The 26,231-nt window shown below is 66.0% G+C and carries 21 protein-coding genes and 1 pseudogene; 10 read left to right on the top strand and 12 right to left on the bottom strand.

Annotation, left to right across the window (positions count from 1 at the left end):
- Positions 1 to 24: 24 nt before the first annotated feature.
- On the bottom strand, positions 25 to 924 hold the full coding sequence (locus ASG77_RS16490; RefSeq protein ID WP_056347505.1) for a helix-turn-helix domain-containing protein: 900 nt from the start codon (positions 922 to 924) through the stop codon (positions 25 to 27).
- A gap of 128 nt (positions 925 to 1,052) precedes the next feature.
- Between ASG77_RS16490 and ASG77_RS16485 the strand changes: the two genes are divergently transcribed.
- From ASG77_RS16485 to ASG77_RS16465, 5 genes are all read left to right on the top strand, one after another.
- Positions 1,053 to 2,096: an NAD(P)-dependent alcohol dehydrogenase gene (locus ASG77_RS16485; protein WP_056347503.1), complete on the top strand. Its 1,044-nt coding sequence runs from the start codon at positions 1,053 to 1,055 to the stop codon at positions 2,094 to 2,096.
- A 60-nt stretch (positions 2,097 to 2,156) separates the two neighbouring features.
- Entirely contained in the window at positions 2,157 to 3,194 is a 1,038-nt protein-coding gene (locus ASG77_RS16480; protein ID WP_056347501.1) for a LacI family DNA-binding transcriptional regulator, read from the top strand.
- 53 nt (positions 3,195 to 3,247) lie between these two features.
- On the top strand, positions 3,248 to 4,357 hold the full coding sequence (locus tag ASG77_RS16475) for a GTP pyrophosphokinase (RefSeq protein WP_056347499.1): 1,110 nt from the start codon (positions 3,248 to 3,250) through the stop codon (positions 4,355 to 4,357).
- Positions 4,358 to 4,487: 130 nt separating this feature from the next.
- Entirely contained in the window at positions 4,488 to 5,840 is a 1,353-nt protein-coding gene (locus tag ASG77_RS16470) for a glycosyltransferase family 87 protein (protein WP_156380359.1), read from the top strand.
- Positions 5,841 to 5,904: 64 nt separating this feature from the next.
- Positions 5,905 to 7,128, top strand: coding sequence for a glycosyltransferase family 87 protein (locus ASG77_RS16465; protein ID WP_200950791.1), 1,224 nt, complete (start codon positions 5,905 to 5,907; stop codon positions 7,126 to 7,128).
- A gap of 141 nt (positions 7,129 to 7,269) precedes the next feature.
- On the opposite strand, the gene ASG77_RS16460 is transcribed toward ASG77_RS16465, so the two are convergent.
- The 7 genes from ASG77_RS16460 to ASG77_RS16430 form a co-directional block, all read right to left on the bottom strand.
- On the bottom strand, positions 7,270 to 8,316 hold the full coding sequence (locus ASG77_RS16460) for a 2-hydroxyacid dehydrogenase (protein ID WP_056347495.1): 1,047 nt from the start codon (positions 8,314 to 8,316) through the stop codon (positions 7,270 to 7,272).
- A 23-nt stretch (positions 8,317 to 8,339) separates the two neighbouring features.
- Entirely contained in the window at positions 8,340 to 8,996 is a 657-nt protein-coding gene (locus ASG77_RS16455) for a histidine phosphatase family protein (protein WP_056347494.1), read from the bottom strand.
- On the bottom strand, positions 8,993 to 10,483 hold the full coding sequence (locus tag ASG77_RS16450) for an FGGY-family carbohydrate kinase (protein WP_056347492.1): 1,491 nt from the start codon (positions 10,481 to 10,483) through the stop codon (positions 8,993 to 8,995). The genes ASG77_RS16455 and ASG77_RS16450 overlap by 4 nt, the downstream gene beginning before the upstream one ends.
- Positions 10,480 to 12,078: an FGGY-family carbohydrate kinase gene (locus ASG77_RS16445; protein WP_082576112.1), complete on the bottom strand. Its 1,599-nt coding sequence runs from the start codon at positions 12,076 to 12,078 to the stop codon at positions 10,480 to 10,482. The genes ASG77_RS16450 and ASG77_RS16445 overlap by 4 nt, the downstream gene beginning before the upstream one ends.
- 48 nt (positions 12,079 to 12,126) lie before the next feature.
- Positions 12,127 to 13,383: a sugar ABC transporter permease gene (locus tag ASG77_RS16440; RefSeq protein ID WP_056347489.1), complete on the bottom strand. Its 1,257-nt coding sequence runs from the start codon at positions 13,381 to 13,383 to the stop codon at positions 12,127 to 12,129.
- On the bottom strand, positions 13,380 to 14,192 hold the full coding sequence (locus ASG77_RS16435) for an ATP-binding cassette domain-containing protein (RefSeq protein ID WP_056347487.1): 813 nt from the start codon (positions 14,190 to 14,192) through the stop codon (positions 13,380 to 13,382). The genes ASG77_RS16440 and ASG77_RS16435 overlap by 4 nt, the downstream gene beginning before the upstream one ends.
- Positions 14,193 to 14,293: 101 nt before the next feature.
- Positions 14,294 to 15,373 (bottom strand): ABC transporter substrate-binding protein, encoded by a 1,080-nt coding sequence (locus ASG77_RS16430; protein ID WP_056347485.1) that lies wholly within the window; start codon positions 15,371 to 15,373, stop codon positions 14,294 to 14,296.
- 214 nt (positions 15,374 to 15,587) lie between these two features.
- Here ASG77_RS16430 and ASG77_RS16425 point away from each other — a divergent pair, with 214 nt between their 5' ends.
- Complete coding sequence (locus tag ASG77_RS16425; protein ID WP_056347483.1) at positions 15,588 to 16,406, top strand: DeoR/GlpR family DNA-binding transcription regulator; 819 nt, start codon at positions 15,588 to 15,590, stop codon at positions 16,404 to 16,406.
- Positions 16,407 to 17,225: 819 nt separating this feature from the next.
- Here the strand turns inward: ASG77_RS16425 and mptB are convergent.
- Positions 17,226 to 18,839: a polyprenol phosphomannose-dependent alpha 1,6 mannosyltransferase MptB gene (gene mptB / locus ASG77_RS16415; RefSeq protein ID WP_056347479.1), complete on the bottom strand. Its 1,614-nt coding sequence runs from the start codon at positions 18,837 to 18,839 to the stop codon at positions 17,226 to 17,228.
- Positions 18,840 to 19,091: 252 nt separating this feature from the next.
- On the opposite strand from mptB, the pseudogene ASG77_RS16410 reads away from it, so the two are divergent.
- Positions 19,092 to 20,181 (top strand): annotated as a pseudogene (locus ASG77_RS16410) (SulP family inorganic anion transporter); the annotation flags it as partial.
- A gap of 4 nt (positions 20,182 to 20,185) precedes the next feature.
- On the opposite strand, the gene ASG77_RS16405 reads toward ASG77_RS16410, so the two are convergent.
- The 3 genes from ASG77_RS16405 to ASG77_RS16395 are packed head-to-tail and all read right to left on the bottom strand — an operon-like array spanning position 20,186 to position 23,353.
- Entirely contained in the window at positions 20,186 to 21,337 is a 1,152-nt protein-coding gene (locus ASG77_RS16405) for a GGDEF domain-containing protein (RefSeq protein ID WP_056347477.1), read from the bottom strand.
- Positions 21,338 to 21,386: 49 nt separating this feature from the next.
- The gene (locus tag ASG77_RS16400; protein ID WP_056347476.1) at positions 21,387 to 22,040 is read right to left on the bottom strand and encodes a response regulator; all 654 of its coding nucleotides are present in this window, start codon (positions 22,038 to 22,040) and stop codon (positions 21,387 to 21,389) included.
- A complete protein-coding gene (locus tag ASG77_RS16395; protein WP_056347474.1) occupies positions 22,040 to 23,353 on the bottom strand; it encodes a sensor histidine kinase in 1,314 nt (437 codons plus the stop codon). The genes ASG77_RS16400 and ASG77_RS16395 overlap by 1 nt, the downstream gene beginning before the upstream one ends.
- A 166-nt stretch (positions 23,354 to 23,519) precedes the next feature.
- Between ASG77_RS16395 and ASG77_RS16390 the strand changes: the two genes are divergently transcribed.
- From ASG77_RS16390 to ASG77_RS16380, 3 genes are read left to right on the top strand one after another with little or no spacing between them, the layout of a single operon-like run.
- Positions 23,520 to 24,659, top strand: a complete 1,140-nt coding sequence (locus ASG77_RS16390; protein ID WP_056347471.1) for an ABC transporter permease — start codon at positions 23,520 to 23,522, stop codon at positions 24,657 to 24,659.
- A 34-nt stretch (positions 24,660 to 24,693) separates the two neighbouring features.
- Positions 24,694 to 25,440 carry an ABC transporter ATP-binding protein gene (locus ASG77_RS16385; RefSeq protein ID WP_056347469.1) on the top strand — a complete coding sequence of 249 codons (747 nt, stop codon included), beginning with the start codon at positions 24,694 to 24,696 and terminating at the stop codon, positions 25,438 to 25,440.
- A 28-nt stretch (positions 25,441 to 25,468) separates the two neighbouring features.
- Entirely contained in the window at positions 25,469 to 26,173 is a 705-nt protein-coding gene (locus tag ASG77_RS16380) for an alpha/beta fold hydrolase (RefSeq protein WP_056347468.1), read from the top strand.
- Positions 26,174 to 26,231: the final 58 nt, after the last annotated feature.

Raw genomic sequence — 26,231 nt, 5'->3', positions numbered from 1 at the left:
CCTCGTAACGCCTGCGCCAACACGCTAATTGTTCGGTTTTGCTGCTTCCGAAACCGCCGTGGCCGCCCAGCTCGTGAGGAGTTTGATGCGCTCTTCGTGGGTCGTTCCGGGTTCGGCCGTGTAGAAGCTGACGTCGTTGACGACACCCGGGGAGGCGGTCAACGCCAGGGACTGGTAGGTCAGCTCCAGCTCGCCCACCACGGGGTGTCGCAGCCGTTTGGTTCCCTCGTGACGGAAACGGATGTCATGCGATGCCCATAGTGTGCGGAACTCGGGGCTCAATGTGGATAGTTCGCCTACGAGTTCGCGCAGAGAGCGGTCGTTGGGCTCACGGCCGGCCTCGGCGCGCAGCAGAGCGGCGGTGGCCGCGGCGCCGGCGTCCCAGTCGACGAAGAACTCCCGTGCGGCCGGGTCGAGGAAGTGAAAGCGTGCGAAGTTTGCGTGGCCGTTGGCAGCGGTGGTGTCGCTGGCAAATATGGGCGCGTGGAGTGCTCGCCCCAGCGCATTAGAGGCCACGATATCGAGGCGGCCATTGCGGACCAACGCGGCCGACATGGTGACGGAATCAAGCAGCCAATGAACAGGCAGCGGCAGCCCCACTTCCTTGCGGCGGGAATGCGTCCGGCGCATGGGCCGGGCGGCCCGTGCCAGCTCGAAAAGGTACAGGCATTCCTCATCGTTCAGATGCAGTGCCCGGGCGACGGCCTTGAGGACGTCGTCAGACACGCCGCTGATGTTGCCCTTCTCCAACCGCGCGTACCACTCGGTGCTCACTCCGGCGAGGACAGCAACCTCTTCGCGGCGCAGTCCAGGAACGCGGCGACGGCTGCCCGCGGGCAGCCCCACCTGCTCCGGACGGATTTTGGCGCGGCGGCTGGCCAGGAAGTCCCGGATGTCGGCGCGGTTCTCGGGCTGGTTGTCCATGAAACCACGATAGCCCCGGTTCACCGGGCTAAAGGGGGGGAGAGCTTATACCCCTATAAACGCAGCCTTCTTCAGCCGTTGGAAATGGGGTGATATTGGTGGAAGGCACCCCAAAACAGGAGAAAATATTGTTTACCGCTAATGCTTACGCCGCTCCGTCCGCCGCCGGGGACCTGATCCCCACCACAATCGAACGCCGCGACGTCGGACCGCACGATGTCCTGATCGACATCAAGTTCGCCGGCATCTGCCACTCGGACATCCACACCGTCCGCGGCGACTGGGGACCCCAGCAGTACCCGCTCGCCCCCGGCCACGAAATCGCCGGCATCGTCACCGAAATCGGCTCCGCCGTCACCAAGCACGCTATCGGAGACCGGGTCGGCGTCGGCTGCATGGTCAACTCCTGCCGCGAATGCGCCAACTGCCTCAAGGGCGAAGAACAGTACTGCCTGAACGGCAACATCGGCACCTACGGCGCCGTGGACCGCGACGGCACCATCACGCAGGGCGGCTACTCCACCCACGTCGTCGTAACCGAAGACTTCGTTGTGCGGATCCCCGAAGGCATCGAGCTCGACGCCGCCGCTCCCCTGCTGTGCGCGGGCGTCACCACGTACTCCCCACTGCGGCACTGGGGTGCCGGCCCCGGGAAGAAGGTCGCCGTCGTCGGCCTCGGCGGACTCGGCCACATGGCCGTCAAACTCGCCCACGCCATGGGCGCCGAAGTCACCGTACTCTCCCAATCGCTGAAAAAGCAGGAGGACGGACTGAAGCTGGGCGCGGACCACTACTACGCCACCAGCGACGAGACCACCTTTGAGGACCTCGCCGGCACCTTCGACCTGATCATCAACACCGTGAGCGCATCAATCGACATCAGCGCCTACCTGCAGCTGCTGACCCTCGACGGAGCCCTGGTCAACGTCGGTGCGCCCGCTGAACCGCTCCCGGTCAACGCGTTCGCCCTCATCATCGGCCGCCGCTCCTTCGCCGGCTCCATGATCGGCGGGATCCGCGAAACCCAGGAAATGCTCGACTTCTGCGCCGAGCACAACCTCGGCGCCGAAATCGAAGTCATCCCGGCCAGCAAGATCAACGATGCCTACGAACGCGTTCTCGCCTCGGACGTGCGCTACCGGTTCGTCATCGACACTTCCACCCTCGTCTAGAACGCCGGCGGACGGAACGCCCGCATGCCTGCCTGCCTACCTACCTACTACGATCGAGGTATGGAATCCGCGGAGCAGGTGCAGCAATCCGTCCGCTCGCGGCGGATCACGGCGGCCATGGTCGCTGCCCGCGCCGGCGTCTCGACGGCGACGGTTTCCCTGGTGGCCAACGGCAAGACTTCCGGCCGCGTCTCTGAGGACAATGTCGTCAGGGTGCGGGAGGCTATTTCCGAGCTCGGCTACGTCGTGGACAGCGTGGGCAGTTCGCTGGCCAAAGGCGTCAGCTCCATCGTCTTACTCGTGGCCCCGGACATCTCCAACCCGTTTTTCGCCAAGGTGATCGCCGGCGTCCGGGAGTCGCTCGGGGCTGATTACCAGCTGCTGCTGTCCGTCACCGACGCCGGGGAGTTCCCGCACGCCGACGACGTCCGCAAGCTGATGGCGCTCCGCCCGGCCGGGCTTCTGGTTGACGCTCCCAACGCAGAATTCCTGGACGATCTTTCCGCCGCGGGGCCCGTGGTCCTGCTCGATGCCCCGGGGCTGGAGGCCTACGCCCCGTCCGTGAATCTGGACGTTGCGCACGGCGCGCGCCAGCTGGCCGCGCATTTGGCGGACAGTGGGCACCGCCGGGTGGCCTACGTGGACAGCGTGACAGGCACGGCCACATTTGAGCTCAGACGCCGTGCCTTCCTGGCCGCTGCCAGCGCACACGGAATGTCGGTGCCCGCCGACGGCATCATCAGTACCACCATCGATGTCGGCGCGTCCGCCGCCGCATTCGCCGCCGCCTGGCCGGCGTGGCAGCAGGCCGGGGTCACCGCCATCGTCTGTTGCACGGACACCCACGCCTACGGAGTACTGCAGGAAGCACGGGTGGCAGGCGTGCAGATCCCGGGCCAGCTGGCCATAGCCGGCTTCGATGATCTGCCATACTCCGCCACGAGCAATCCCAGCCTGACCAGCGTGCACCTGCCCGCAACTTCGCTGGGGCTGAAGGCAGGAGAGCAGCTGCGCCTGCTCATGGAAGGCCTCCGGCTGGAGCAGCCTCAGCTGACGCTGGAAAGCTCGCTGGTGGTCCGCAACTCGACATCGGCATAACACTGAGCCGGGCATGACAAGCCGCTGTCACACCCCCGCCGTAAGCTGGGGGCATGCCGAGTAACTGGGACAGCCTGGACATCAGCCTGCGTGAATCCGTGCAGGAGAACGTGGAGATCTACGAGCGCGTCCGCCCTGCCCTGAAGCTGGTCACCAAGGACGTTCTCCACATCCTCCGCGACATGTTGAAGGACACCGAGGTCACGCCGCTGTTCGTCACCGGGCGCACCAAATCGGTGGAATCCTTCCGGGAGAAGATTTCCCGGATTGAGGAACCGCTGGAACCCGGCGGTCCGCCGGTACTGAAGTTCCCGGACCCGTTCCGCACCCTTAACGACATGGTGGGCGTGCGCGTCATCACCAAGCTGCCCGCGGAGAACGCCCTGGTGGCCAACATCATCAAGCGCCAGCGCCAGGTGTTCGACTGCCGCGGCGACCGCGAAAAGGACATCGGCTCCATCGAGTCCGGCACGTACGGCTATTCCAGCCGCCACCTCATCCTGCGCACCATCCAGAACGAGGCCGTCAAGGATTACCAGCAGGCCTTCAACCCGGACATTCCGGCCAACGGCAGCTACTTCTTCGAATGCCAGATCCGCACCGTCTTTGCCCACGCCTGGAGCGAGATCGAGCACGACATCCGCTTCAAGGCCGAGGACCCACGCGCCTGGACGCCGCATTTCGACCGGCAGTTCACCGCCACCGCCGCCATGCTGGAAACCGTGGAAAGCGCCTTCGCGGACCTGCACGAACGCTATGAGGAAGTCCGCAGCTACTGGGACATGGACGGCGAAGGCGCCGCGCAGCTCACCCCCAACCGGATCCGGGACGTCTGGCGCACGCTGCTGCCGCACGTGGACCGCAAAGTGGATGACGACTGGGGCTGGGCGTCCGAGCTCATGGCGGCCCACGGTCTCAACCAGACGGTCCAGCTGGCCGGCCTGCTCAGCGCCCAGCGGATCACCGAGGTCCGCAAGGCACTGGACCACCGCTACTCCCCCGGCCCGGACCGCCTGCTGGATGACCTCCTGCTCTGGCAGTACGGCACCAAACACATTGACCTCACCGCAGAGGCGCCCGACGCCGTTCCGCACCCGCGGCGCGACAGCCTCCTGCGGCGGCTCAAACAGATCGAGCGCTACCGCCAGACCAAGTCCGAGTAGACAATCGCGAAGCCGCAGGATTATTGGGCACCACCGACATTCAACTACCCTTGACTCATGGTGGAGGCTGTTGTAGACGGACCTCCGATGCTCCCGGCTCCAGCCCCGCGGCAAGATCCGGCACCTGTTTTTGCCCCTCTCTGACAAGGATTCCGCCATTTCCACGGACGCATTCTTCGCCACGCTCACCCGGATCCGCAACGTCATCCTGCCAGCGGCCGCACGGTCCTGGCTGAACACGCCGCGGGGGCTCCTCACCGGCTTTATCCTGGTGCACCTGGGGTTCCTGATCTTCGCGGCGCTGCTGTCCATGCGCGGCGAGGCGTTCAGCGACACCTTCATTTACCGCGACTGGGCCCGGGCGGGTTTCGACGAAGCCAACCTCAGCGGCGGCCCCAGCCCGTGGGTGTACCCCATCCTCGCGCTGATCCCCATGGCATTGGCGGGGCTGGCCGGACCCGGACCGTTCTTCTTCCTTTGGGTGCTGATGACCTCTCTCCTCAACGGCTGGGGCCTGGCGAAGCTGACGGACCGCGGCCGCAACCAGGACGCGATCCCCGCTGGCTGGTGGTGGCTGATCTTCACGCTGCTGATGGGCTGGCTGGGCTTTGCGCGCGTGGACGGCCTCACCGCACCGATCGTCCTGGTGGCACTGGCCTATGGCGTGGGCCGGCCGTTCATCGCCTCGGTCATCCTCGCCGCCGCCACCTGGGTGAAGGTGTGGCCGGCGGCCGTCATGCTGGCCCTGTTCGCCGTGGTCAAGAACCGCCTGCTGGTGGTGCTGGCCGGTGTGGCCACGTCAGCAGTGGTGGTGGCACTCGCCGCCGCGGTTGGCAGTGTTTCCAAGCTGCTGAACTTCCTGACCCAGCAGGGTGACAGGGGCATGCAGCTCGAGGCAACATTCACCACCCCGTGGCTGTGGCTGTCGGTGCTGAACATCGGCGACTCCCGGATGTACATGAACACCGATATCAACTCCATGCAGGTGGACGGGCCCGGCACCGCCGTGATGTCCGTGCTGATGCAGCCGCTCCTCATCCTTGCCGCGCTGCTCGTGGCCGGGCTAACCTTCTGGGCGCTGCACAACGGCAAGCTCAACGGCAACGGCAAGGCCGACGGCGGCGTGGACCGGACCGAACTGCTGCTGGCCGGCGCGCTCACGCTGGCCACCGCCTTCGTGGTCTTCAACAAGGTGGGATCGCCCCAGTTCATGGTCTGGCTGGCCCCGGCCGTGGCTGTTGGCCTGGCGCACAGCTGGCGTGAATGGCGGGTCCCCGCGGCCATGCTCATCGCCATCGCCGTGGCCACGTTCTTCATCTACCCGCTGTTCTACGATGCCCTCAGCCACAACAACCCCCTCATGGCCGGTGTGCTGACCATCCGCAACGTCCTTCTGGTGGTCCTGTTCCTGTGGTCGGTCCGGCGCCTCTACTCGCTGGGCAAAAAGACTCCCGCGACCGTCCCCGCGCTCAAGGAGTCCTGAGATTTCCACGAAGTTCTTCGACCGGCTGGTCAGCGTCCGCAGCACCGTCCTGCCCGCCCGAGCGGTGGACTGGTTCGCCCGTCAGTCCAGCGTCTGGTGGGGCTTCGCGGTCATCCACCTGTATTTCCTGGGCTGGATGGCGTCGTTCTTCCTCAACGGCGATACGTTCAGCGACACCGAGCAGTACCGCCAGTGGGCAATGGACGGCTACAACCCGGACAGCCTGGACGGCAAGATCAGCCCCTGGGTCTACCCGGTGCTGGCACAGATCCCGATCTTCCTCGCGAACATTGCCGGACCAAGCCTCTACCTCCTGTGCTGGTTCCTGATCATCACAGCCCTCAACGCCGTCGGGCTTGCTTTCCTGACGCGCGGACCGCGGAAGGTGCGGGGCATCGCTCCGGCCTGGTGGTGGCTGTTTTTCACCGTCTTTATGGGTTACCTCAGCTTCGCCCGGGTGGAGGGCATCACCGCCCCCATCGTGCTGATTGCCCTGCTGTACGCGGCCGAACGCCCCGTGCTGGCGGGGATCCTGCTGAGCGTGGCCACCTGGCTCAAGGTGTGGCCGGCAGCAGTCCTGGTACCCATCGTCATTGCCAGCCGCAAGCGGATCCAGGTGCTGGTGTCCGGCGTCGCAGTCACCGCCGTCGTGGGCCTGGGCACGTACCTGTCCGGCGGCCTGCCGCACATCATGGACTTCCTGACCAACCAGGGCGAGCGCGGCATGCAGCTGGAAGCCACTTTCTCCACACCGTGGGTGTGGCTCAGCGTGTTCAACATCGCCGGGTCCAAGATGGCGGACAACACCGCGATCAACTCCACGGAGGTCTACGGCCCGGGCGCCGACGTGGCCGCGTTCCTGATGCAGCCCCTGCTGATCCTCGCCGCCGTAGTGGCCGCCGTCCTGCTGGTCCGGGCACTGAACCGCGGCGCCGAGCGGGAGGAGCTCTTCCTCGAGGGCGCACTGATGATGACCACGGCGTTCATCGTGTTCAACAAGGTGGGGTCGCCGCAGTTCATCATCTGGCTGGCCCCGGTGATCATCGCGGGCCTGACGCACGACTGGGAGCGGTGGAAGGTCCCGGCTGCCCTGCTCATGGGCATCGCCATCACCACGTTTGTGATCTACCCGCTGTTCTACACGCCCCTCATCCACGCCCACCCGGTCATGGCTGCCATCCTGACCACCCGCAACGTGCTCCTGGTGCTGCTGCTGTGGTGGTCGGTGAAGCGGACCGCGGAGCTTGGCCGCAAATCGCAGGCGGTCCCGCAGGAGCGGACCGCCTAAACTGGCGGACGCCCCCCGACGGGCGGCAAGGATCCGCGGACTCGCCTCAGCGGGGCGTGAGACTTCCTGCAGCCTCGGGCCTTACACCACAATCCGCTGTCAGGAGTAGACCCGAACGGTCGGTTAAGTGGCCGGCGACGGTTATCTGTTGGCGGGGCGCAGGGCGTCGGGGTTGGCGCAGTGGGCCAGGGGCTCGCCCCGCAGGTAGCGTCCGACGTCTCCGGCGATGATTGCTGCGGCTTTGGCAGCCGTTTGTTTACTGGCGCCGGCCAGGTGGGGGGTCATGACGATATTGGGGGTGGTGAGAAGACGCGAGCCTGCGGGGATGGGTTCTTCTGGGAATACGTCGAATGCGGCGCCGAAGAGGTGGCCGGAGTCGAGGGCGTCGCAGAGGGCGTCGTAGTCCAGCAGTGCCCCGCGGGCACAGTTGATGATGATGGATCCTGCGGGCATGGCGGCGATCTGTGCGGCGCCAATCATTTTGGTGGTCTCCGGGGTCACCCGGGCGTGCAGGCTTACCACCAGGCTGCGGGAGAGCAGCTCGTCCAGTCCTACCTGTGTGGCGTTTCCTGCCAGGAGGTCGGCGGTGACGTAGGGGTCGTGGACCAGGACCTCCGCGCCGAAGCCATTGAGCATGCGTGCTACGCGGCTGCCGATGGCACCGTAGCCAACGAGGCCGATGGTGCTGCCTTCAAGCTCGGGACCGACGTTCTCGTACGTATAGTAGTCGCCCCGCCAGGTTCCGGCGGACAGGTCGGCGTTGGTCTGGGGAATGCGGCGGATGGCGGCCAGCATCATGCCCAGGGTGTGTTCGGCGGTGGCGGCTGCGTTGCGTCCGGGGGCGGAGGTGACGGCAACGCCGTGGCGGGTAGCTGCTTCCAGGTTTGCGTTGACCGGGCCTCCCCGGCTGATGCAGAACAGTTTCAGGTCCGGGCACGCCCGGAGGACCTTTTCGGTCAGCGGCGCCATCTGCGTGATGCAGATTTCGACGCCGCGGAGCGACTCGATCAGCTGTTCTTCGGTTCCGGAGGCTTCGTCCACTTCGGCGATCCGGCCGAACGGGGTAAGCGGCCACGGGAGCGTCATTTCGGTGAATTCGACGCCGTCGGCTACTTCGCGTTCTACGGCGTCGATGAGGAGGCGGTTCAGGACGAAATGGTCTCCTGCAGCGAGGATACGGGTGCTCATGTGGAACTCCTAGGTCTGGTTGGTCAGGATGCCGGGGAAGCAGCAGGTGCTCCGGCTGCGGATGGTTCAGTCAGCGGCCGGGCGGATGCGTTGTATTCGAGCAGGCCGGCCTGTTGGCCCTGAAGACGGATCGTGGTCAGGGCACAGTTACGCAGTGAGGGGAAAACCCTCCGGTATTCGCCGAGGGGGATACCCAGGAGCCGGCACAGGCTAAGCCGGATGGCCGTGGTGTGGGCGACGACCAGGACACGGCCGTCCGGCTGTTCCTCCGCTATGTCGTACAGACACTGCACAAACCGTTCAGCGGCCTTGAAGGGGTCTTCACCGCCGGGCAGCGGGGACGCGGCGGGGTCGGTTTGAAAGGCTTTGCGGGCCTCGGGGAATTTGGCTTCCATCTCGGCACCGGTCAGGCCCTCTCCGTCGCCGAAGTCGAGCTCACGCAGCCGCGGGTCGATCTTCAATTCGTGGCCTGTGGCCTCGGCACAGCCTTCAGCGGTCCGGCGCGCCCGGCTAAGGTCCGAGGCCCAGATGCCGGTCAGTCCCTCGGTTTCTGCCCAGCGGGCGAGTCGGGATGCCTGCTCCAGGCCGCGGGGCGTCAGGTCGATGTCGCTGCGGCCGGCGTACCGGTTTTCCGCGTGCCAGATGGTTTCGCCGTGCCGGACGAGGATGAGGTCGGTCATGCGTTTGTCCTTTCACGTGCGTGTGTGGCGACGGCTTCCGGGAGCCAGCCGCGTTCTTCGAGCTCTCCGACAAGGTTCAGGTAGGAGGCGTTATACGTGGCGTTTGCACCGTCCTGGGGATCGATTCTCCGGCGCATCCGCACCATCTCCGCGGCCACGTCGGCGGTTTGCCGCCCCGGGGAGGCCGCGAGGACGGCCATTCCGAGCGCCGGCTCCGCGTTCTGCGGCAACGTCACCGGACGGCCCAGAACGTCTGCGCGCAGCTGGCACCAGTATTCGCTTTTGGTGGCTCCGCCCGTGAGGATCAACTCGCCGTGCAGGGGTGCGCCCAGGAGGTCGAGGTAGTCGAAGCAGAGCCGTTCGATGTAGGCGATGCCCTGCAGGACTGCGGCGTACCGTTCGCCGTCGGTGGCGGGGGTCCCGAGGACGAATCCTTCCGCGCCGGGGGCGAGGAAAGGGAAGCGTTCACCGCGGGACACGAGCGGGTAGGCGAGGGCGCCGGCGGGTTCATAGGCTCTGGCCTGGCGCTCGAGCCGGGCCAGGTCCTGGCCGGAGAAGTCCCGGGTGATGGCGCCGGCTCCGGTGCTGGAGGCACCGCCGGGGAGCCAGTCGCCGTTGGGGGCCTTATGCGAATAGACAACGCCCAGGGGGTCCTGGATCAGGTCCCGGGTGACGCCTTTGAGCACCAGTGTTGTGCCGAGTACAGAGTTCCAGCTGCCGGCTTTCAGTGCCCCGGCGCCGAGCTGGGCGGCGCAGCCGTCGGTGGCACCGGCGATGACCGGGGTGCCAGCGGGGATGCCGGTGGCCGCGGCAGCCGCGCTGCTGACGGCCCCGATCCGGGTGCCCATGCGAACGAGCTCCGGAAGGACCCCCGCCGGGACCCCGAGGTCCTGCATGAGTTCCTCGGGCCACTGTTCCTGAATCAGGTGTGCACCTGTTTTGAGGGCATTGCTCAGGTCGGTGGGGACATCATGGCCGGTGAGCTGCCGGTTGATGAAGTCGTTCTGATGGGCCAGCCGGGCGCCGGGGACCGTGTCCTGATGCTCGCGCAGCAGCCAGAGAAGCTTCGGCAGGGCCCAGGCCGGCTGCATCCGCTGGTAGCCCAGTTCTCTCCAGACGTCGGCCCCGGCATCGTTGACGCGTGCGGCCTCCGTTGCGGCGCGTCCGTCGTCGTACATGAGCCCCGGCGTCAGGGGCCGGCCGTCCCGGTCCATGAGCAGGATCGTGCCGGAGGTCGCGTCGACGGCGACCCCCCGTACCGCCGCGGCGGGTACATCCCGGAGGGCATCCGTGGCTGCCCCGGCGACAGCCTCCCACCATTGTTCCGGGTTCTGCTCGTGGCGGGCGCCGTCCCTGTGGCTGGTCAGCGGGCGGCTGCCGGAACCGATCACCTCACCGGTACCGGTGACCGCCAGGACCCGGACGCTTTGAGTCCCCAGATCGATTCCCACCCACACCTCTTCGAACGGGCCCGGCTTCTCTCTCATGTGGTGCTCCCTGCAGTCCTGTGAATGGTTTGCCGTGATGTGCCGTGGCCGTCGGCGGCGGGCACGGATGTGGCGGCCGGGAAGGTCTCGGGCCCGCCCGTGGCCGCGGAGCGCTGCCGCATCCCGGCCAGGCGGGGCCAGGCCTGTTTGGTCATCTGGCGCAGGGCCAGGAAGTCTTCGTAGAGTCCGCTGTAGAAGGCGGCCCGGGAGGGGTCCGGTGTGAAGGTGTCCCGGATCCGGACATACCAGGGGGCCACCTCCTCCACGCTTCCGGCGCCGCCGGTGGCGACGAGTCCGATCAGGAAGGCCCCCTTGGCTCCGACCTCGGTGTCCGCGGACCGCAGCACCGGGATGCCGGTGACGTCGGCGATCAGCTGCAGCCACAGCACGCTGGCTGCCCCTCCGCCGCAGACGCGCAGTTCCGTGGGGGTGTCTCCGGAGGCGGTGAGGCAGTCCCGGATGACCAGGGTGAGTCCTTCCAGAACGGCCCTGGCGATGTGTTCGCGCCGGTGCTCGAAGGACATCCCCAGGAAGGTCCCCCGGGCCAGGGGGTCCAGGAACGGGGCCCGTTCGCCGGCGGGGGAAAAGTAGGGCAGGAACATCAGTCCTCCGGCGCCGGGTCCGCACGTCGAGGCGAGGTGCGTGAGTGCCTCGGGGTCCTCGATTCCGAGCAGTTCACAGGCCCATTGGATGACCTCGCCGCCGGCGAGTGTGGGGAAGGAGCGCAGGATTTTCCCGGGCAGGCCCGGGGCAATGTTCAGTCCGGCGGCCGGGTCGCTGATCCGGACCTGGTCGGTGATGATCTCGGTGCACAGTGTTGTGCCCAGGATGCTGCAGGCCTGGCCGGAGCTGACGGCGCCGACACCGATAGCGGTGGAGGCTATGTCGTAGGAGGACATCACGACCGGCAGGCCCGCCGGCAGGCCCAGAAGAATCCCGGCGTGACGGGTGAGCTCCGCGACCCGGTGGCCGTCGTCGCGGATGGGCGGCAGCAGGGACTGCGCCCATTCCATGTCGTAGAGGCCCAGCAGCTCCTGGGAGTACTGGCGGGTGCGGATATCCATGAACGGGGCGGCCGCGTCGGACTCGTCGACCGCGAATTCGCCGGTCATTTGGGCGAAAACCCATCCTCCGCAGGTCAGGGACGCGTGCGAGCGGTCGAGCCTGTCCGGATCCTTTTGCCGCAGCCAGCTGAGGATGACGTTGGGCATTCCCGAGGATGTCAGCGAGCCGTTGATGGGGAAGGCCTGTTCGAGGATCCCGGCGTCTGTCCAGGCGGACAAGATGTCCACGCCGCGGCCGTCGTTCCACAGGATGGCCGGACCGGTCGGGGCCCCGCCGGCGTCAACGAGCCAGGTGCCGTCGCCCTGGGCGGTGATGGCCAGATAATCGACCTCGGACTGGAGCTGGCGGACCACGCCGCGGACGGTGAAGACCACGGCGTCCCAGACCGAAAGCATGTCCTGTTCCGCCCACCCGGGGTGGGGGCGCGTTACAGAGGTGCCCTGTCGCACGACCACCACTTCCGTGCCTTCCTCGTCGTATCCGACCGCCTTGATCATCGTGGTACCGGCGTCAACGCAGATGACAGCCATGTCCAAACCTTCCTTCGTGCTGTGGATGTGTGGCCCGCGGTGGCGGGGTCAGGCCCTGCCGTGCGAGGTACGGGACCGGCGTGCAACCGAGTCGAGCATCACGGCCAGCAGCAGGACCACGCCGGTGACCATGAACCGGAACGAGGAGTCCATGTTCAGCAGGGTCAGTCCGCTGGAAATCGACTGGATCACGATGATGCCAAGGATGGCAGCGAAGGCACTTCCCCGTCCGCCGAAGAGGCTTGTTCCGCCGATCACGGCAGCGGCGATTGCGTTCAGGTTTACGTCGCCGGTGCCGCTGCCCTGGTTTGCTGCGGCGAGGCGGGCCGCTCCGAGGAGTCCTCCCACTGCTGCGAGTGTGGAGCAGGTGATGAACACGGAGGTGTAGATGGCTTTGACGTTGATGCCGGCACGGCGTGCAGCTTCAGGGTTGCCGCCCACGGCGTAGACCGAGCGGCCCCATTGGGTCCGTTTGAGCAGGTAGTTCAGGATGAGTGTCAGTGCGATGAAGAGCACGAACATCCAGCCGACTCCGCGGCTTTGGTTGAGGTACCAGGCGGCCACTCCGAGGGCAACGAGCAGCAGGACTGCCCGCAGGGCCATGTTCTGCAGGGACATCGCGGACAGTCCGGCGTGCTTGCGGGCGCGGGCATGGAAGTAATCGGTGGCGAACAGCCCTGCCGCTGCGGCTGCTACGAGGATGTAGGACAGCCAGAGGGGTACGAATGCCAGCTGGGCGAAGTACACCAGGGGTGAGTCGAAGGGCAGGTTGATGGAGCCCCTGGCGCCGAGGGTGTACAGTTGCAGTCCCAGAAATCCGAGCAGACCGGCGAGGGTGATGACGAAGCTCGGTACGCCGAAGCGGTTGAAGATCTGCCCGTACACCCAGCCAATCGCCGCTCCGAGGCCGACGGTTGCGAGGATGACCAGCCAGACGGGCCAGCCCATGTTCACCGAGGTGACTGCTACGACGGCGGCGGCGAGGCCGCTGACGGAACCGACGGAGAGATCAATCTGGGCGACCAGGAGGACCGAGACGATGCCAAGGGCGATGATGCCGACCGCTGAGCTTTCCATGGCGAGGTTGACCAGGTTGGCCGGGGAAAGAAATATCGGATTCAGAATCTGGAGGACGGTCCAGATGACAATCAGGCCGCCGATCACGGGCAGGACGCCCAGATCCCCGGAGCGGGTGCGGTCCACGAAGGCTTTGTACTGCCCGCGCAGTCCGGTCCGGTCCTGGAGCCTTTCGTCCTGCAGGTCCAGGGCAAGGGCGCCCGGTGTGGGTTGGGTCTTGGCATTCATGATGTGTGGGTCTCCTCGCTGGTGCTGCGCGCGGCGGACCGTCGTGTGACGACGTTGTCGCTCGCTCCGGTGATCGCGGCAATGAGCTCTTCAGTTGAGACATCCTTGACGCGGAAGTCTCCGTTGTTGCGGCCAAGGCGCAGCACGACCACGCGGTCGGCCACTGCCTGGACGTCGGCCATGTTGTGGCTGATCATGATGACGCCGTGGCCGCGTTCGCGCAGTCTTTCGACGAGATTGAGCACCTCGGCGGTTTGTGCCACGCCGAGGGCGGCGGTCGGTTCGTCGAGGATGACGATTTTGGGATCGCCGAGCAGGGAGCGGGCGATGGCAACGGTCTGGCGCTGGCCGCCGGAGAGGGACGCGATCTGTGTCCGGACGGAGGGGATCTTGGCCGAGAGTTGCTTCAGCAGTTCCCAGGCACGGACCTCCATGGCGACTTCGTTGAGCCGCAGGGGGGAAAGTTCGCGCCCAAGGAAGAGGTTGTCCACGACGGTGAGGTTGTCGCAGAGCGCCAAGTCCTGGAAGACGGTGGCGATTCCGAGATGCTGGGCGGCGGCCGGACTGGGAATGGACACTTCCTGGCCTTCGAACGTGATGGTGCCCGAGTCCGGCGAATGCACTCCGGCGAGCACCTTGACCAGTGTTGATTTACCGGCGCCGTTGTCACCGACGATGGCAACGACTTCCCCTTCGGCGACGTCCAGTTCGATGTCCATGAGCGCTGCGACGGCGCCGAAGGATTTGTTGATTCCACGCAGTGTCAGCAGTTGGGGGCTGCCTGCTGAGGCGGTCAATTGTGATGACATGTTTTTCCCTGTTGTTTCATGGGCCTTGATGGGTTGGGGCAGGAGTCCCGGCGTTGGTGAGAATGTGCGCCGGGACTCTCCCCAGTAGGGCAGTGCCGTTCTTACTTGATGCCTACTTTGGCGCAGGCGGCGGCGTAGGTGGGAGTGCACAGGTCCGAGGCCTTCATGATTCCTGTATCCACCAGCGTCGCTTTGAGGTTGTCGATCGTGACCACGGTCGGGACGAACAGCTCCGACGGGGTATCAAACAACGTGGCCTTGCCCTCGGGCTTTTCACCCTTGGCAAACTTGTAGGCGATGTCCGCGGCCGCTTCGGCAACGATCTTGATCGGCTTGGAGATGGTGTTGTACTGGTCCCCGGCGATGATCCGCTGGGCCGCTGCAAGCTCGGCGTCGTTGCCCGTCACGGGCGGTACCGGGTTGACTCCGGCGGCTTTGAATGCGGCAATCGCGCCGCCGCCGGTACCGTCATTGGCAGCCACAACTCCGGCGATCTTTCCCGGGAACTGGGTGATCTGTCCGCTGACCCAGTCCTGCGCCTTGGTCGGTTCCCAGCCCGGGGTGTCAAATTCGGCCAGCAGCTTGAAGCCGCTGGAGTCCACCGCGGTGTGGATGCCCTTCTTGATCAACCCTGCGGCCGCATCCGTGGGGGAACCGTTGACCTGAAGCAGCCCGCCCGTGGCATTGCTTTTCTTCAGGTGGTCCACCAGGGACTGGGCGATCAGGGAACCGATCTTTTCGTTGTCAAAGGACACATAGTAGCTGGCCGGAACTGACGGGATTGGCCGGTCATAGGCGATGACCGGGACGTTCTGTGCCTTCGCGGTGTTGACGATGGTGGCCGCCGCAGCCGAGTCAACAGGGTCGATCACGATCGCTTTTACCCCCTGGGCCAGGGCTGAGTTCGCCTGTTCCTGCTGTTTCGCGGCGCTGGCGTTGGCATTGGAATAGATGACCGAACAGCCCGAACACAGCGACTTGATCTTGGCCTCGAACAGTGGCTTGTCGAACAGTTCGTAGCGGGTCGAGGCGATGTCCGGCATCAGGAACGCGATCTTGGCGCTGGAGGCGTCACCGCCGGCGCCGGTGGTGCCCTGGGGTGTGGAACAGCCTGCCAGGGCCGCCACAGTCGCCACGACAGCCACGGTGACGGCGGCCGCTCGGGTGTAGAAGTTCTTCATTGAATTCCCTTTCTCGGGGTGAGGTCTACGGCGTGCGGCCATCTCGCGCCGCAACCGATGTGATAATAGTAACAGAAAATTTGTGAATTGAGCCACTAAAATTGATATACTTTCACCAGGCCGCTGTTTGCCGCGGTATCCTGAATGGACTCCGTGCCTCAAAGGCCCCGGCAAGTGCAGGGAACATATTCAAGTCGAAGGTGAAGGCAAGCTGATGAGCGAGACAACTGCGTTGAAGAAGCCGCGGCTCCGTCGCCAGCAGGAACTCGTCGAACACGTGGTCGGTGCCGGGTTTGCAACTGCTGCCGAGCTGGCAGCCCTCGCCGGCGTCAGCCTCATGACCGTTCACCGCGACATTGACGATCTGGCCGGGAGGGGAGTTCTGCGCAAGGTTCACGGCGGCGTGTCCGCACTGCCGTCAACCGTGTTCGAAGCCAGCTCCGAAATACGCATGCAGATGCAGGCCCAGGCCAAGATCGCGTTGGCCCACAAGGCTCTGGAGTTCGTAGAGGCCGGCATGTCGGTCATGCTCGACGATTCCACAACCGTTCTCGCACTGGCACGCCTGCTGAACAAGACCGGCCCTCTGACGGTCCTCACAAACTACCGGCAGGCCCTCGAAGTCCTGCGTGAAAACGACGACATCCGTCTCATTGTCATCGGCGGCCAGTACTCCCGGACACACGACTCGTTCATCGGACTGCCCACCGACAGCTCAGTGAACTCCTATGCCGTGGACATCGTGTTCCAGTCAACCTCGACCATGGGCTCTGAGATGACCTACCACCAGGAACAGGACATTGTCTTCATGAAGCGTGCCATGCTCAAAGCAGGCACGCGGCGGATTCTGATGATGGACGGCAGCAAAGTAGGCCGGACCTCCCTGCACCACTTCGTCCCCGTCAGCGATTTCACAGACGTCATCCTCACCGACGACGTGCCCGCCGCGGACAGAGAAGCAATCGCAGCCAACTGTAAAGTCCACATCGCACCGCTCGCGCCTTATCGGCCGGGCCACTCCGATACCCCGTAGAGACCGCCCGGAACCAGCGAATAGTCACCGGGGGCAGCTCAGGACCCCAGTAGTGCAATTTATTCCGGCTGAGTGTTCTGATAGCTCTGAATTGTGGTCGCCTGTGTACAGGCACCGTCGGCGCTTGTCGCTGAATGTGCCGCGGGAAGATGAGGTGCTATTGACTCATACAACGGATCGACGGCACGGCCTACCTATGACTCGAATATGGCCTCACACGATCAGATTTAGCGCCGTTCAAGTCCATGATTTCCGATCCCGAACGACCGGATGCCCCGCCAGCTTCGAGGCAGGGCATCCGGTGACTCTAGGTTACGGGCAAGTGCTCGATCTGGTTGGAACGAGCCGCAGCCGAACCCTTGTTGGCGAGAATGGTGAGACACACAAGCGTCGCGATCCACAGAATCGGCTCACCAGATATCACAATCGACTCAGTGACGGTGAAGTATCCCGCCCGACGTCGGCGACCCTGGCGCTTGAAATCCAGGAGGAGTCCTTCGCCAGCACCTTCGCCGAGGCAGCCTTCAAGGTCTCCCCCCACCTCGTCCGCCGCGCAGCAGAAGCCACCGGAGGGTACCATTCCTCATCCGACTGGTCGGATACTTCCTCCCATCCAGCTCAGGCCAGCGACAGTCGAACATCTAGTCCCCATCTAGTCCAGGCAAGCCTGCTCGTCGCCGAACCTCGCTTGAAACTCCAGGATCGTCCGCGGGAAGTCCGGTCTGACCATTTTCCAAGGCTATCTGAGCTAACCGGAGACCCAATATCGGCGTTATGTCGTGTTGATACGGGTGACGGGGCAAAACACCAGACTCCCTACTAGCGGGCGCTGCGGCGCTGGTCCAGGACCCAGCGCCAGCCACGCCGGGCCCAGTCCAATGGTTTACCCTCGATCAGCAGCTTCCGCGTGTGGATGTCCAGGACCAGCAGATAGAACGTAAACAGCAGCGCCGTCACGAAGGCCAGGGAGGATGCGTCCACGGCCAGCTGCACAAAGGACCAGACCGAAAGCTGGTCCTGCGCGCCGAACACCACAAAGAACGTCACGCCCACGTAGAGGGAGCGGATCTGCCAGTCGTTCCGGATCCCCGTCACAGCCAGGAACGGCAGGAACCAAAGGATGTACCAGGGCTGGATGATGGGCGAAAGCATCACGACGGCGGTAAACGCCAGGGCCAGCCGGCGCACCGCCCGGGAGTAGTCGCCACGGAACATCAGCAGCAGCACCAGCCCGATGGCAGCCCACTTCATGCCCGTCCGCAGCAGGTCCGCGATGGTGCCGCCCGACAGTCCCAGCACGTTGCCGAGGAACTCAACCTGCTGCCCCAGGAAGCCCGACGGCGAATAGCCGGTGTAACCCGGCGTCGGGTCCATGATGGCCCAGACCCAGCCCAGCCCGAGGTTGTACGGGATCCCACTGACGGCCAGCACGGCGAAACTGATTCCCGCCGTCGCGCCCCAAATCAGGAACTTCCGCGTCCACGAGGCCGCGGGCCCGGCCCACATGACCCCGATGAACGGAAGGAGCAGCACGGTGATCGGCTTGATCCCGATGGAGGCGGTGACCAGCAGGATTCCGGCCAGGTAGCGCTTCGTCGCGGCGAAGTAGACGCCGGCGACGGCGAGGCCCACCATAAGCGCGTCGTTGTGGGCGCTGGCCACGAAACTGATGAGGAACAGCGGGTTGGCCACCGCGATCCAGAGTGCCCGCGCGCCGTTGATGCCGTGCAGTTCGGCCAGCTTGGGCACGTAAAGGACGCAGAGCAGGACCCCGACGCCGGCGATCAGGCGGAACAGCAGGACGGACACGTCGGGCTGTGCCCCTGTCAGCTCCACCACGCCGCGGGCGAGCCACAGGAAGTAGGGCCCGTAGGGGGTCCTGTTCTCGGCCCAGGCCGGGTCCGCGCCGAGGGCAAACCAGTTGTTGAGGGTGGAAATGCCGACGGCGTAGGGGTTCTGGCCTTCCATGACCAGGCGGCCCTGGCCGGTATAGGCGTAAACATCGCGGGAGAAGATGGGGACGGCCAGCAGGAGCGGCAGGGACCAGGCGGTGATGGCTATGACCACCGACCGCAGGGAGTGTTCGCCCCAGTCGTCCAGCCGCTGGCCCAGGCGGAGCCAGGACCGCATCAGGAGCATCGCCCCCACCGTCAGGAGCACGGTGGACAGCGTCACGCCCCAGCCCTCGGTCCGCAGCGCGATGACCACCGGCTGGCGGATCATGGGAGAGCCGTTGGCGATCCAGCCCGTTCCGATCGAGCCCACAAACATCATGAGGGCGCCGAGGAACCCCTGCCAGGTGGCGATGTACACCCGGCGCTTCGTGAGGCGCGCTTGGGCGGGCGCAGCAGACTTCGGGAGCTCCGCCGCTGTCTTTTTCGACGGACCCGGGACGCTCTCCGAAGTGCTGATGTGTGAACCGCCTGCCGTCATGTCTTGTGTGGTCCCCTACTTACGTTTACGGCGCTGGCTGGACTAGCTATAGGCCGGTCTACAACCCAGTCATTTTAGCAGTTGGCTTAGCGCGTACCCCAGACTGGTAGGGGCGGACGTGCCCCCTATTTCGCAATGAGGCGTCGCGCCGCCCATCCCCGCGTAAGAATGAAGCCCCCATCTGCCGGCTTCACCAGCACGATTGGACCCAGCCATGGCCGTACGAAGCGTCCCCGATGCCCGGACCAGCACGCCATGATTTCCGCCGCCACCGGCGCCGTCGCCCTGGTCATCGCCCCGCTGATGCGCAGCCACGGCCTGGACCACCTGATTGCGGCCCTGATCCTGGCCGGCGTTTTCCAGGTCCTGCTGGCGGTCCTCGGCGTCACACGATTGATGCGGTTCATCCCCGCTGGCCGGCGTGGATGTGCCCACCGTCCAGGACAAGGGCCAGCTGCCCGAGAGCTTGCCTTCGGTGTTTGTCCCCAATGTCCCGCTGACGTGGGAGACGTTCCAGGTCCTCGTGCCGTTCTCGCTGTCCATGGCCTTGGTAGGGCTGCTCGAATCGCTGATGACCGCCAAGCTGGTGGACGACATCACGGACACCCGCTCCAACAAGACCCGCGAGTCCTGGGGCCAGGGCCTGGCGAACATCGTCACCGGCTTTTTCGGCGGCATGGGCGGCTGCGCCGTGATCGGCCAGACCATGATCAACGTCAAGGGATCCGGGGCACGGAGCCGCGTGTCCACGTTCCTGGCCGGCGTTTTTCTGCTGGTCCTGGTGGTGGTGCTCGGCGATGTTGTGGGCCTGATTCCGATGGCCGCCCTGGTGGCCGTAATGATCTTCGTTTCCGCCATTACCTTCGACTGGCACTCCATCGCTCCGCGGACCCTGCGCCGCATGCCCAAGGCCGAGACCGCCGTCATGGTGATCACCGTGGCTGTCGTATCGGCCACCCACAACCTGGCCATCGGCGTCGGGGCGGGCGTGCTGGCGGCCACGGCGCTGTTCGCCCGGCGGGTGGCGCACTTCGTCACGGTGGAACGGACCGTCGTCGAACTTAACGGTGAGAACGTGGCCACCTACACGGTGGACGGCGAGCTGTTCTTTGCCTCGTCCAACGACCTCTACACGCAGTTCGAGTACGCCCTGGACGCCGAGCCGGACGTCAGCCGGGTGATTGTGGACCTGCACGCCTCGCACCTCTGGGACGCCTCAACCGTCGCGGTGCTGGACGCCGTGACCGACAAGTACCGCCGGCACGGGCGGGACGTGGAGCTGATCGGACTGAATGCAGCCAGCGTGGCCATGCGGGAACGGCTGGCGGGGAAGCTCAACTGACGGGCTAGCCCAGCGGGTCGCTGTGGACGGTGCGGTTCCGGCCCAGTGACTTGGCCGCGTAGAGGGCCCGGTCAGCAGAGGCGATGAGGTCCTCCAGGTCGGAGGTCCCGGGGCCGTACAGTGCTACGCCGTAACTGACGGTGGGCATCTCCAGCCCGTCGACGGTGGGCACTTGGGCGAGCCGCCTGCTGACCTCCTCGGCGATTTCCTCCGCCCGCCCGTCGGAGGCACCCGGGATGAGGAGGACAAACTCTTCCCCGCCGTACCTGCCCACGAGGTCCGAGGATCTCACCGTATCCCGGCACGCGTTTGCGAAGGTCTGGAGCGCAAGGTCGCCGGCAGCGTGTCCGTGGGTGTCATTGACGGCCTTGAACTTGTCCAGATCTGCGAGGATCAGGGCTCCCGTTCCCTGAGTGACGGCCCTGTCGTTCAACTGCGCCGCGGCCAGGTCCAGGAAAGCTTTGCGGTTGAGCAGGCCGGTGAGATCGTCGCGGGTGGCCACCATGCGCAGGGCCCGGGTCTGCTGCTCGCTGATGAGACCGGCCATGCTGAAGGACACCACCACTAGCAACACCATGGTCAGCATGGTGGTGATGGCCGAGCCGAAGAGCAACTCGAAAGTGGGTCCTCCTGGTCCATCCGCGAGAAACGCAATAAGGCGGCCAAGGTAGAACACGGACACCAGCCCGACAGATGCCGTCATGGGGATCCGCACCCGGGTGTACGCAGGTTCGGCCGGCCACATCTCCCGCGTCGCCAGCCCAAACAGCAGGCCCATCGAGGCAAGAAAGACCGGTCCACCCGCCCAGGTGTTCGTGGCAGGACTGTCAAGAGCGCAGGCCACCAGGGTCACAGCGGGCGCGGCGGCGAACAACAACGGCCGCGGCGGGGACCTCCGCAGCGAACGTGCACTTACCCATACGCTCACCGCCCCCGAAACCAACAGGACATGCCCCAGGGGATTAGTCCACCGCTGAAGGGCCGTGCCATCGAGCAGGAAAGCAAGGGCTCCGGTCAGAAACAGCGCCAAGGCCACGCACCACCAGCCGCTGTACGGCGCGCGTGTGGTGCGGTACGCGAAGAAGTAGAACAGCAGGCCAAGCAAGAGTGCCATCAGGCTAAAGGCCACCCTGAGGGTGACTATGTCCAAGCCCATTTCGGAAGTTCCCCTGCCGACGAAGCGATGAACGCCCAGTATGGCACCGTTATTGGCCCGGCGGGCGGATTATCCGCCGTTGCGTTGCCAGGGCGATGGCCGAGGTCCGGTTGTCCACGCCGAGCTTGCCGTAGATGTGCACGAGGTGGGTTTTGACGGTGGCCTCGGAAATAAACAGCCGCCGGGCGATGGCGCGGTTTGTCAGGCCGGTTGCCAGCAGTTCAAGCAACTGCACCTCGCGGGGCGTTAGCGCGGTTTCCGGGCTGCTGATCCGCGACATCAGCAGTGCCGCGACCTTGGGCGCCAGGGCCGTCTGGCCAGCCGCCGCCGACAGGACCGCCTGGCGGATCTGTTCCGGCGGCGCGTCCTTGAGCATGTAGCCGCTGGCGCCTGCCTCGACGGCGGCCAGGATGTCCGCCTCGGTGTCGTAGGTGGTCAGGATCAGGACCGGCGGCGGGGCGTCCAGCTGCCGGATCGCGGCGGTGGCGGTGACACCGTCCATCCCGGCGCCCATCTGCAGGTCCATCAGCACCACATCCACGCGGTCCCCCAGTGTCCGCAGCCGCGCGAGTTCCCGCAGCGCGGCGTCCCCGTCGGCGGCCTCGGCAGCCACGCTGAAGTCATCGAATTCAGTGAGCATGGCGCGCAGGCCCGCGCGGACCACGGGGTGGTCATCCACCAGGAGAATACGGAGCTCCCCCATCAGTCCCGCTCCCCCTCGGCGCCGTTGTCCCCGCCGGTGAGCGGCAGCCGGAGGGCGACGACGGTCCCCTCGCCGGGCGCCGTCTCGACGTCCAGGGAGCCGTTCAGCTCAGCCACCCGGGCAGCCAGCGAGCTCAGCCCAAACCCGCTGCCGTCCGCCCGGCCGGCCACGCCGGAACCCGGCGTTTCCGGCGCAAAGCCCGTGCCGTCGTCGTACACGTCCAGGGTGACCTCGTCCCCCAGGAACGCAAGGGTGACGACGGCGGTGCTTGCCTTGGCATGGAGACGGACGTTGGACAGGCTGGCCTGGGCGGCCCGGAGCAGGGTAACGCTGTACTGCGGCGGCAGCTCCGTGGGGTCGCCCACCAGCTCGAAGCGGCAGCGGAGTCCGTCACCGCGCGCGGCGGCCAGCGTTTCGGTTTCGCCGCAGAGCCGCTGCAGGCTTTCCGGGAGCGACGACTCCTGGAGCTTGGGCGCCGTCAGGCCGCGGACAAAGCTGCGCGCCTCCGCCAAGTTGTCCGATGCCGTCTGCTGCACCAGCGCGAACCGCTCCGCGGCGGTGGCAAGATCGCCGCTGGCCAGCGACTTTTCGGCCGCCCGCGCCACCAGGACGATGCTGGACAGGCCCTGCGCCAAGGTGTCGTGGATTTCGCGGGCAAGGCGCTCACGCTCAGCTGCGACGCCGGCCTCATGCTGGGTTCTGGCAAGTTCTGCGCGGGTGCGCCGGAGTTCGTCCGCCGCCAGCCGCTGGGCTTCACTCTCCTGGTAGAGCGCCCTGTAAGCCAGCCCGGTGACCACCGCGAAAACGGCACCCAGCCCCGGCCCCAGGACCATGGGCAGGGTGGGCGACGGCATGCCGCTGGCCACCCACTGCGAAGCCACGACGGCGGCCGTCATCGCGGCGATGGTGAACAGCGCAATCCTTCGCGGGAGGACGTGCAGGTGGAGGAAGAAGAGCGGAAAGGCGACCCAGGAAAATTCGGCGCTGCCGGCCAGGAGGACGCCCCACAGTGCCGTGACAAGGCCCAGCCAAGGGGCGGCGTAGGGGTGCGGGTTGAAGCTGGAGCGGCCGGCGGCGAAGCGCTTCTCCAGGACAGTGCCGGCGAGATAAGCCGCGGCGAGCGCAAGGGCGAGGGCGGACCAGGCGAGGCGCCGCGCTCCCGCGGGAGTGCCGACGTCGTCCGCTCCGTCCGCGAGGTGCATCCGCAGGATGGCGACTAGCAGCAGCCCCGCAAACCCGACATGCAGCGTGACCCGCAGGAACCGCAGGATGGCAGCCCCCGAGGGGGTGGTCTGTGGGTCCGCGGCAGGCATTTCATCAGCTTATGCGCCGGCGGGTGTGTGCGGATCAACCAAAAGGTTGACCGCCCCTTCAGCCCTTTGTCCCGCCCGGCTCAACTAAATCCCCGATGTGGGCCGGGCCGATGCGCCGGAGAGTGGATTCAGAAGGAATTCCACCCCCGACTGAAGGAAGTACAACGTGTTTCTCGCTATTCGCGACATCCGGTTCGCCAAGGGCAGGTTTGCCCTGATGGGCGGCGTGGTGGCCCTCGTGACGCTGCTGCTGGTGCTGCTGTCCGGGCTCACCGCCGGGCTGGGCGACCAGTCCACATCCGCCATTGGGAAGCTGGGGGGCGGCCAGTCAGGAAGCGGCGCTGAGGCCAGGCCGGTGGACAGCATCGTTTTCGGCGCCCCGGGCACCAACCAGCCCACGGCGTCCTTCACGGAAAGCGAAGTGACGGCAGCGCAGGTGGACAGCTGGAAGCACGTCCCGGGCGTGGCAAGCGCCGAGGCCCTGGGCATCAGCCAGTCCCGCCTCCAGGGCGGCGATGGCGGCACCATCAATGTGGCGGTGTTCGGCGTTGCCGAGGACGGGCAGCTGGCGCCGTCGCCGGTTAGGGCGGGGTCGGTGGTGATCGGCGCGACCGTTGCCGCGGATCTCTCGCTCGTCGTCGGCGATACGGCCACGGTGGGTGGCACTGGGGTGACCGTCGCCGCCGTCGTGGATGACCAGTGGTATTCGCACACCGGCGTGGTGTGGACGGCGCTGCCGACATGGGCCGAGGTGGCGCACCTGGCGCCGGCTGCCGGCAGCGCATCGGGGAGTATTCCAGTGGCGACCGTCGTCGCGGTCACCTATCAGGACGGGGCCGTGGTGGACGAGGAAGCGGCCAACGCGATGGCACGCACTGTCAGCACCAGCCGCACAGGTTCGTTCCAGGCGCTGGGTTCCTTCAAAAGCGAAAACGGGTCGCTGATGCTGATGCAGGCGTTCCTCTACGGGATTTCGGCGCTGGTGATCGTGGCGTTCCTGACGGTCTGGACCGTGCAGCGCACCCGCGATATCGCCGTTCTCAAGGCCATGGGCGCGTCCGGCGGCTACGTGCTGCGCGATGCCATGACCCAGGCCGCCATTGTGCTGCTGGCCGGTGCGGGCCTGGGCGGGGCGATCGGAATTCTGGGCGGATTCGCCGCGGCACAGGCCGCGCCGTTCCTGGTCACGCCCGCCACCACGCTGCTGCCCGTGCTGGGAATTGTGGCCCTGGGCCTGGCGGGCGCCGCGCTGGCAGTCCGGCGGGTGACCACCGTCGATCCGCTGATCGCCCTCGGCGGCAACTAATTCCTCTCCCTGAAACTCCCGAAAGGTACTTCCCATGTCTGTTACCACTACTGCACCCCTCGCCCCTGCCGCCGGCTCCGCTCTCACCCACCCGCTGACCCTCAATAACGTCACCCTCGAATACCCGGACGGCGGCGGAACCATCAAGGCCCTGGACACTGTCAGCCTGCGAGTTGAAGCGGGCCGGATGGTCTCCCTGGTGGGCCCGTCCGGCTCGGGCAAATCCAGCCTCCTGGCTGTCGCCGCCACCCTGATCCGCCCCACCAGCGGGGACGTGATCATTGACGGGACCAACACCGCTGGGCTGAAGGACAACGAGCTGACCACACTGCGCAGGGAGAAGGTGGGCATCATCTTCCAGCAGCCCAACCTCCTGGCGTCCCTGACCGCCGTCGAGCAGTTGATGATTGGCCACCACCTGCGCGGCAAGTCCCTGAAGGCCGCGCGTTTGCGTGCCGCGGAACTTCTGGATCTGGTGGGCTTGGCTGAGTCCGCGGGCAAGCGCCCGCACCAGCTCTCGGGTGGGCAGCGGCAGCGGGTGAACATTGCCCGGGCCCTGATGGGCAGCCCCAAGGTGCTGCTGGTGGACGAGCCGACGGCGGCGTTGGACCATGCACGAAGCGCATCGATCGTCGGGCTGCTGCGCCGGGTCACGGACGAGTTCCAGGTAGCCACGGTGATGGTCACGCACGACACCGAATTCGTCCCGCTGACCGACGCCGTCGCTGTAATGTGCGACGGCGGCCTGACCGCCCCGGTCTTACCCGGGTGCCTTACTTAGCGCCGGGGGCGCGGAGTAGGGTTCCGTCATGGACATCATCTTGGTACCCGGTTTCTGGTTGGACGCGTCGTCATGGGAGAAGGTGACGCCAGCGCTGGCGGCGGCGGGGCACACAACCCATCCCCTGACTCTTCCCGGCCTTGAATCTGTGGACGCACGGCGTGGCGGCATCACTCTGAAGGACCATATTGCCGCCGTCGTAGACGTTCTGGACGGTCTCGACGGAAAGGTGGTCCTGGTGGGGCACTCCGGTGGTGGCGCGGTCATCCACGGCGTGGCGGACGCACGGCCGGACCGCGTTGCCCGGAATATTTACGTGGACAGCGGACCCCTGGGCGAGGGCGGCGTCATCAATGACGGGCTGCCCACCGAGGGCGACGACGTGCCCCTGCCGCCGTGGGATGGCTTCGATGACGCCGATCTGGTGGACCTCACCGATGAGTTGCGCGCGTCGTTCCGGGCGCGCGCCATCCCCGAGCCCAGGGGCGTTGCGCATGGCCGTCAGCGCCTGCATGACGTTCGCCGCTACGACGTTCCCGCGACTGTGATCGCGTGCCAGTTCCCGTCGTCGCTCCTCACCGAATGGATCGACGCCGGCCATCCCTTCACCGCCGAGCTGGCCCGCATCCGCGACGTCGAGTACGTGGACCTCCCCACAGGCCATTGGCCCCAGTTCACGAAACCTGAGGAATTGGGCCACGCGATCCTGGCGGCGGTGGAGCGGACGGGGTGACGCGGCGGATCTAAGCAGTGACATCAGCTGATCCCCCGAGAGTTCAATTATCGGCTAA

The organism is Arthrobacter sp. Soil762 (assembly GCF_001428335.1).
GTDB lineage: Bacteria > Actinomycetota > Actinomycetes > Actinomycetales > Micrococcaceae > Arthrobacter.
Note: the sequence above shows the minus strand (reverse complement) of the source record. Positions and strands in the feature narration are given on the sequence as shown.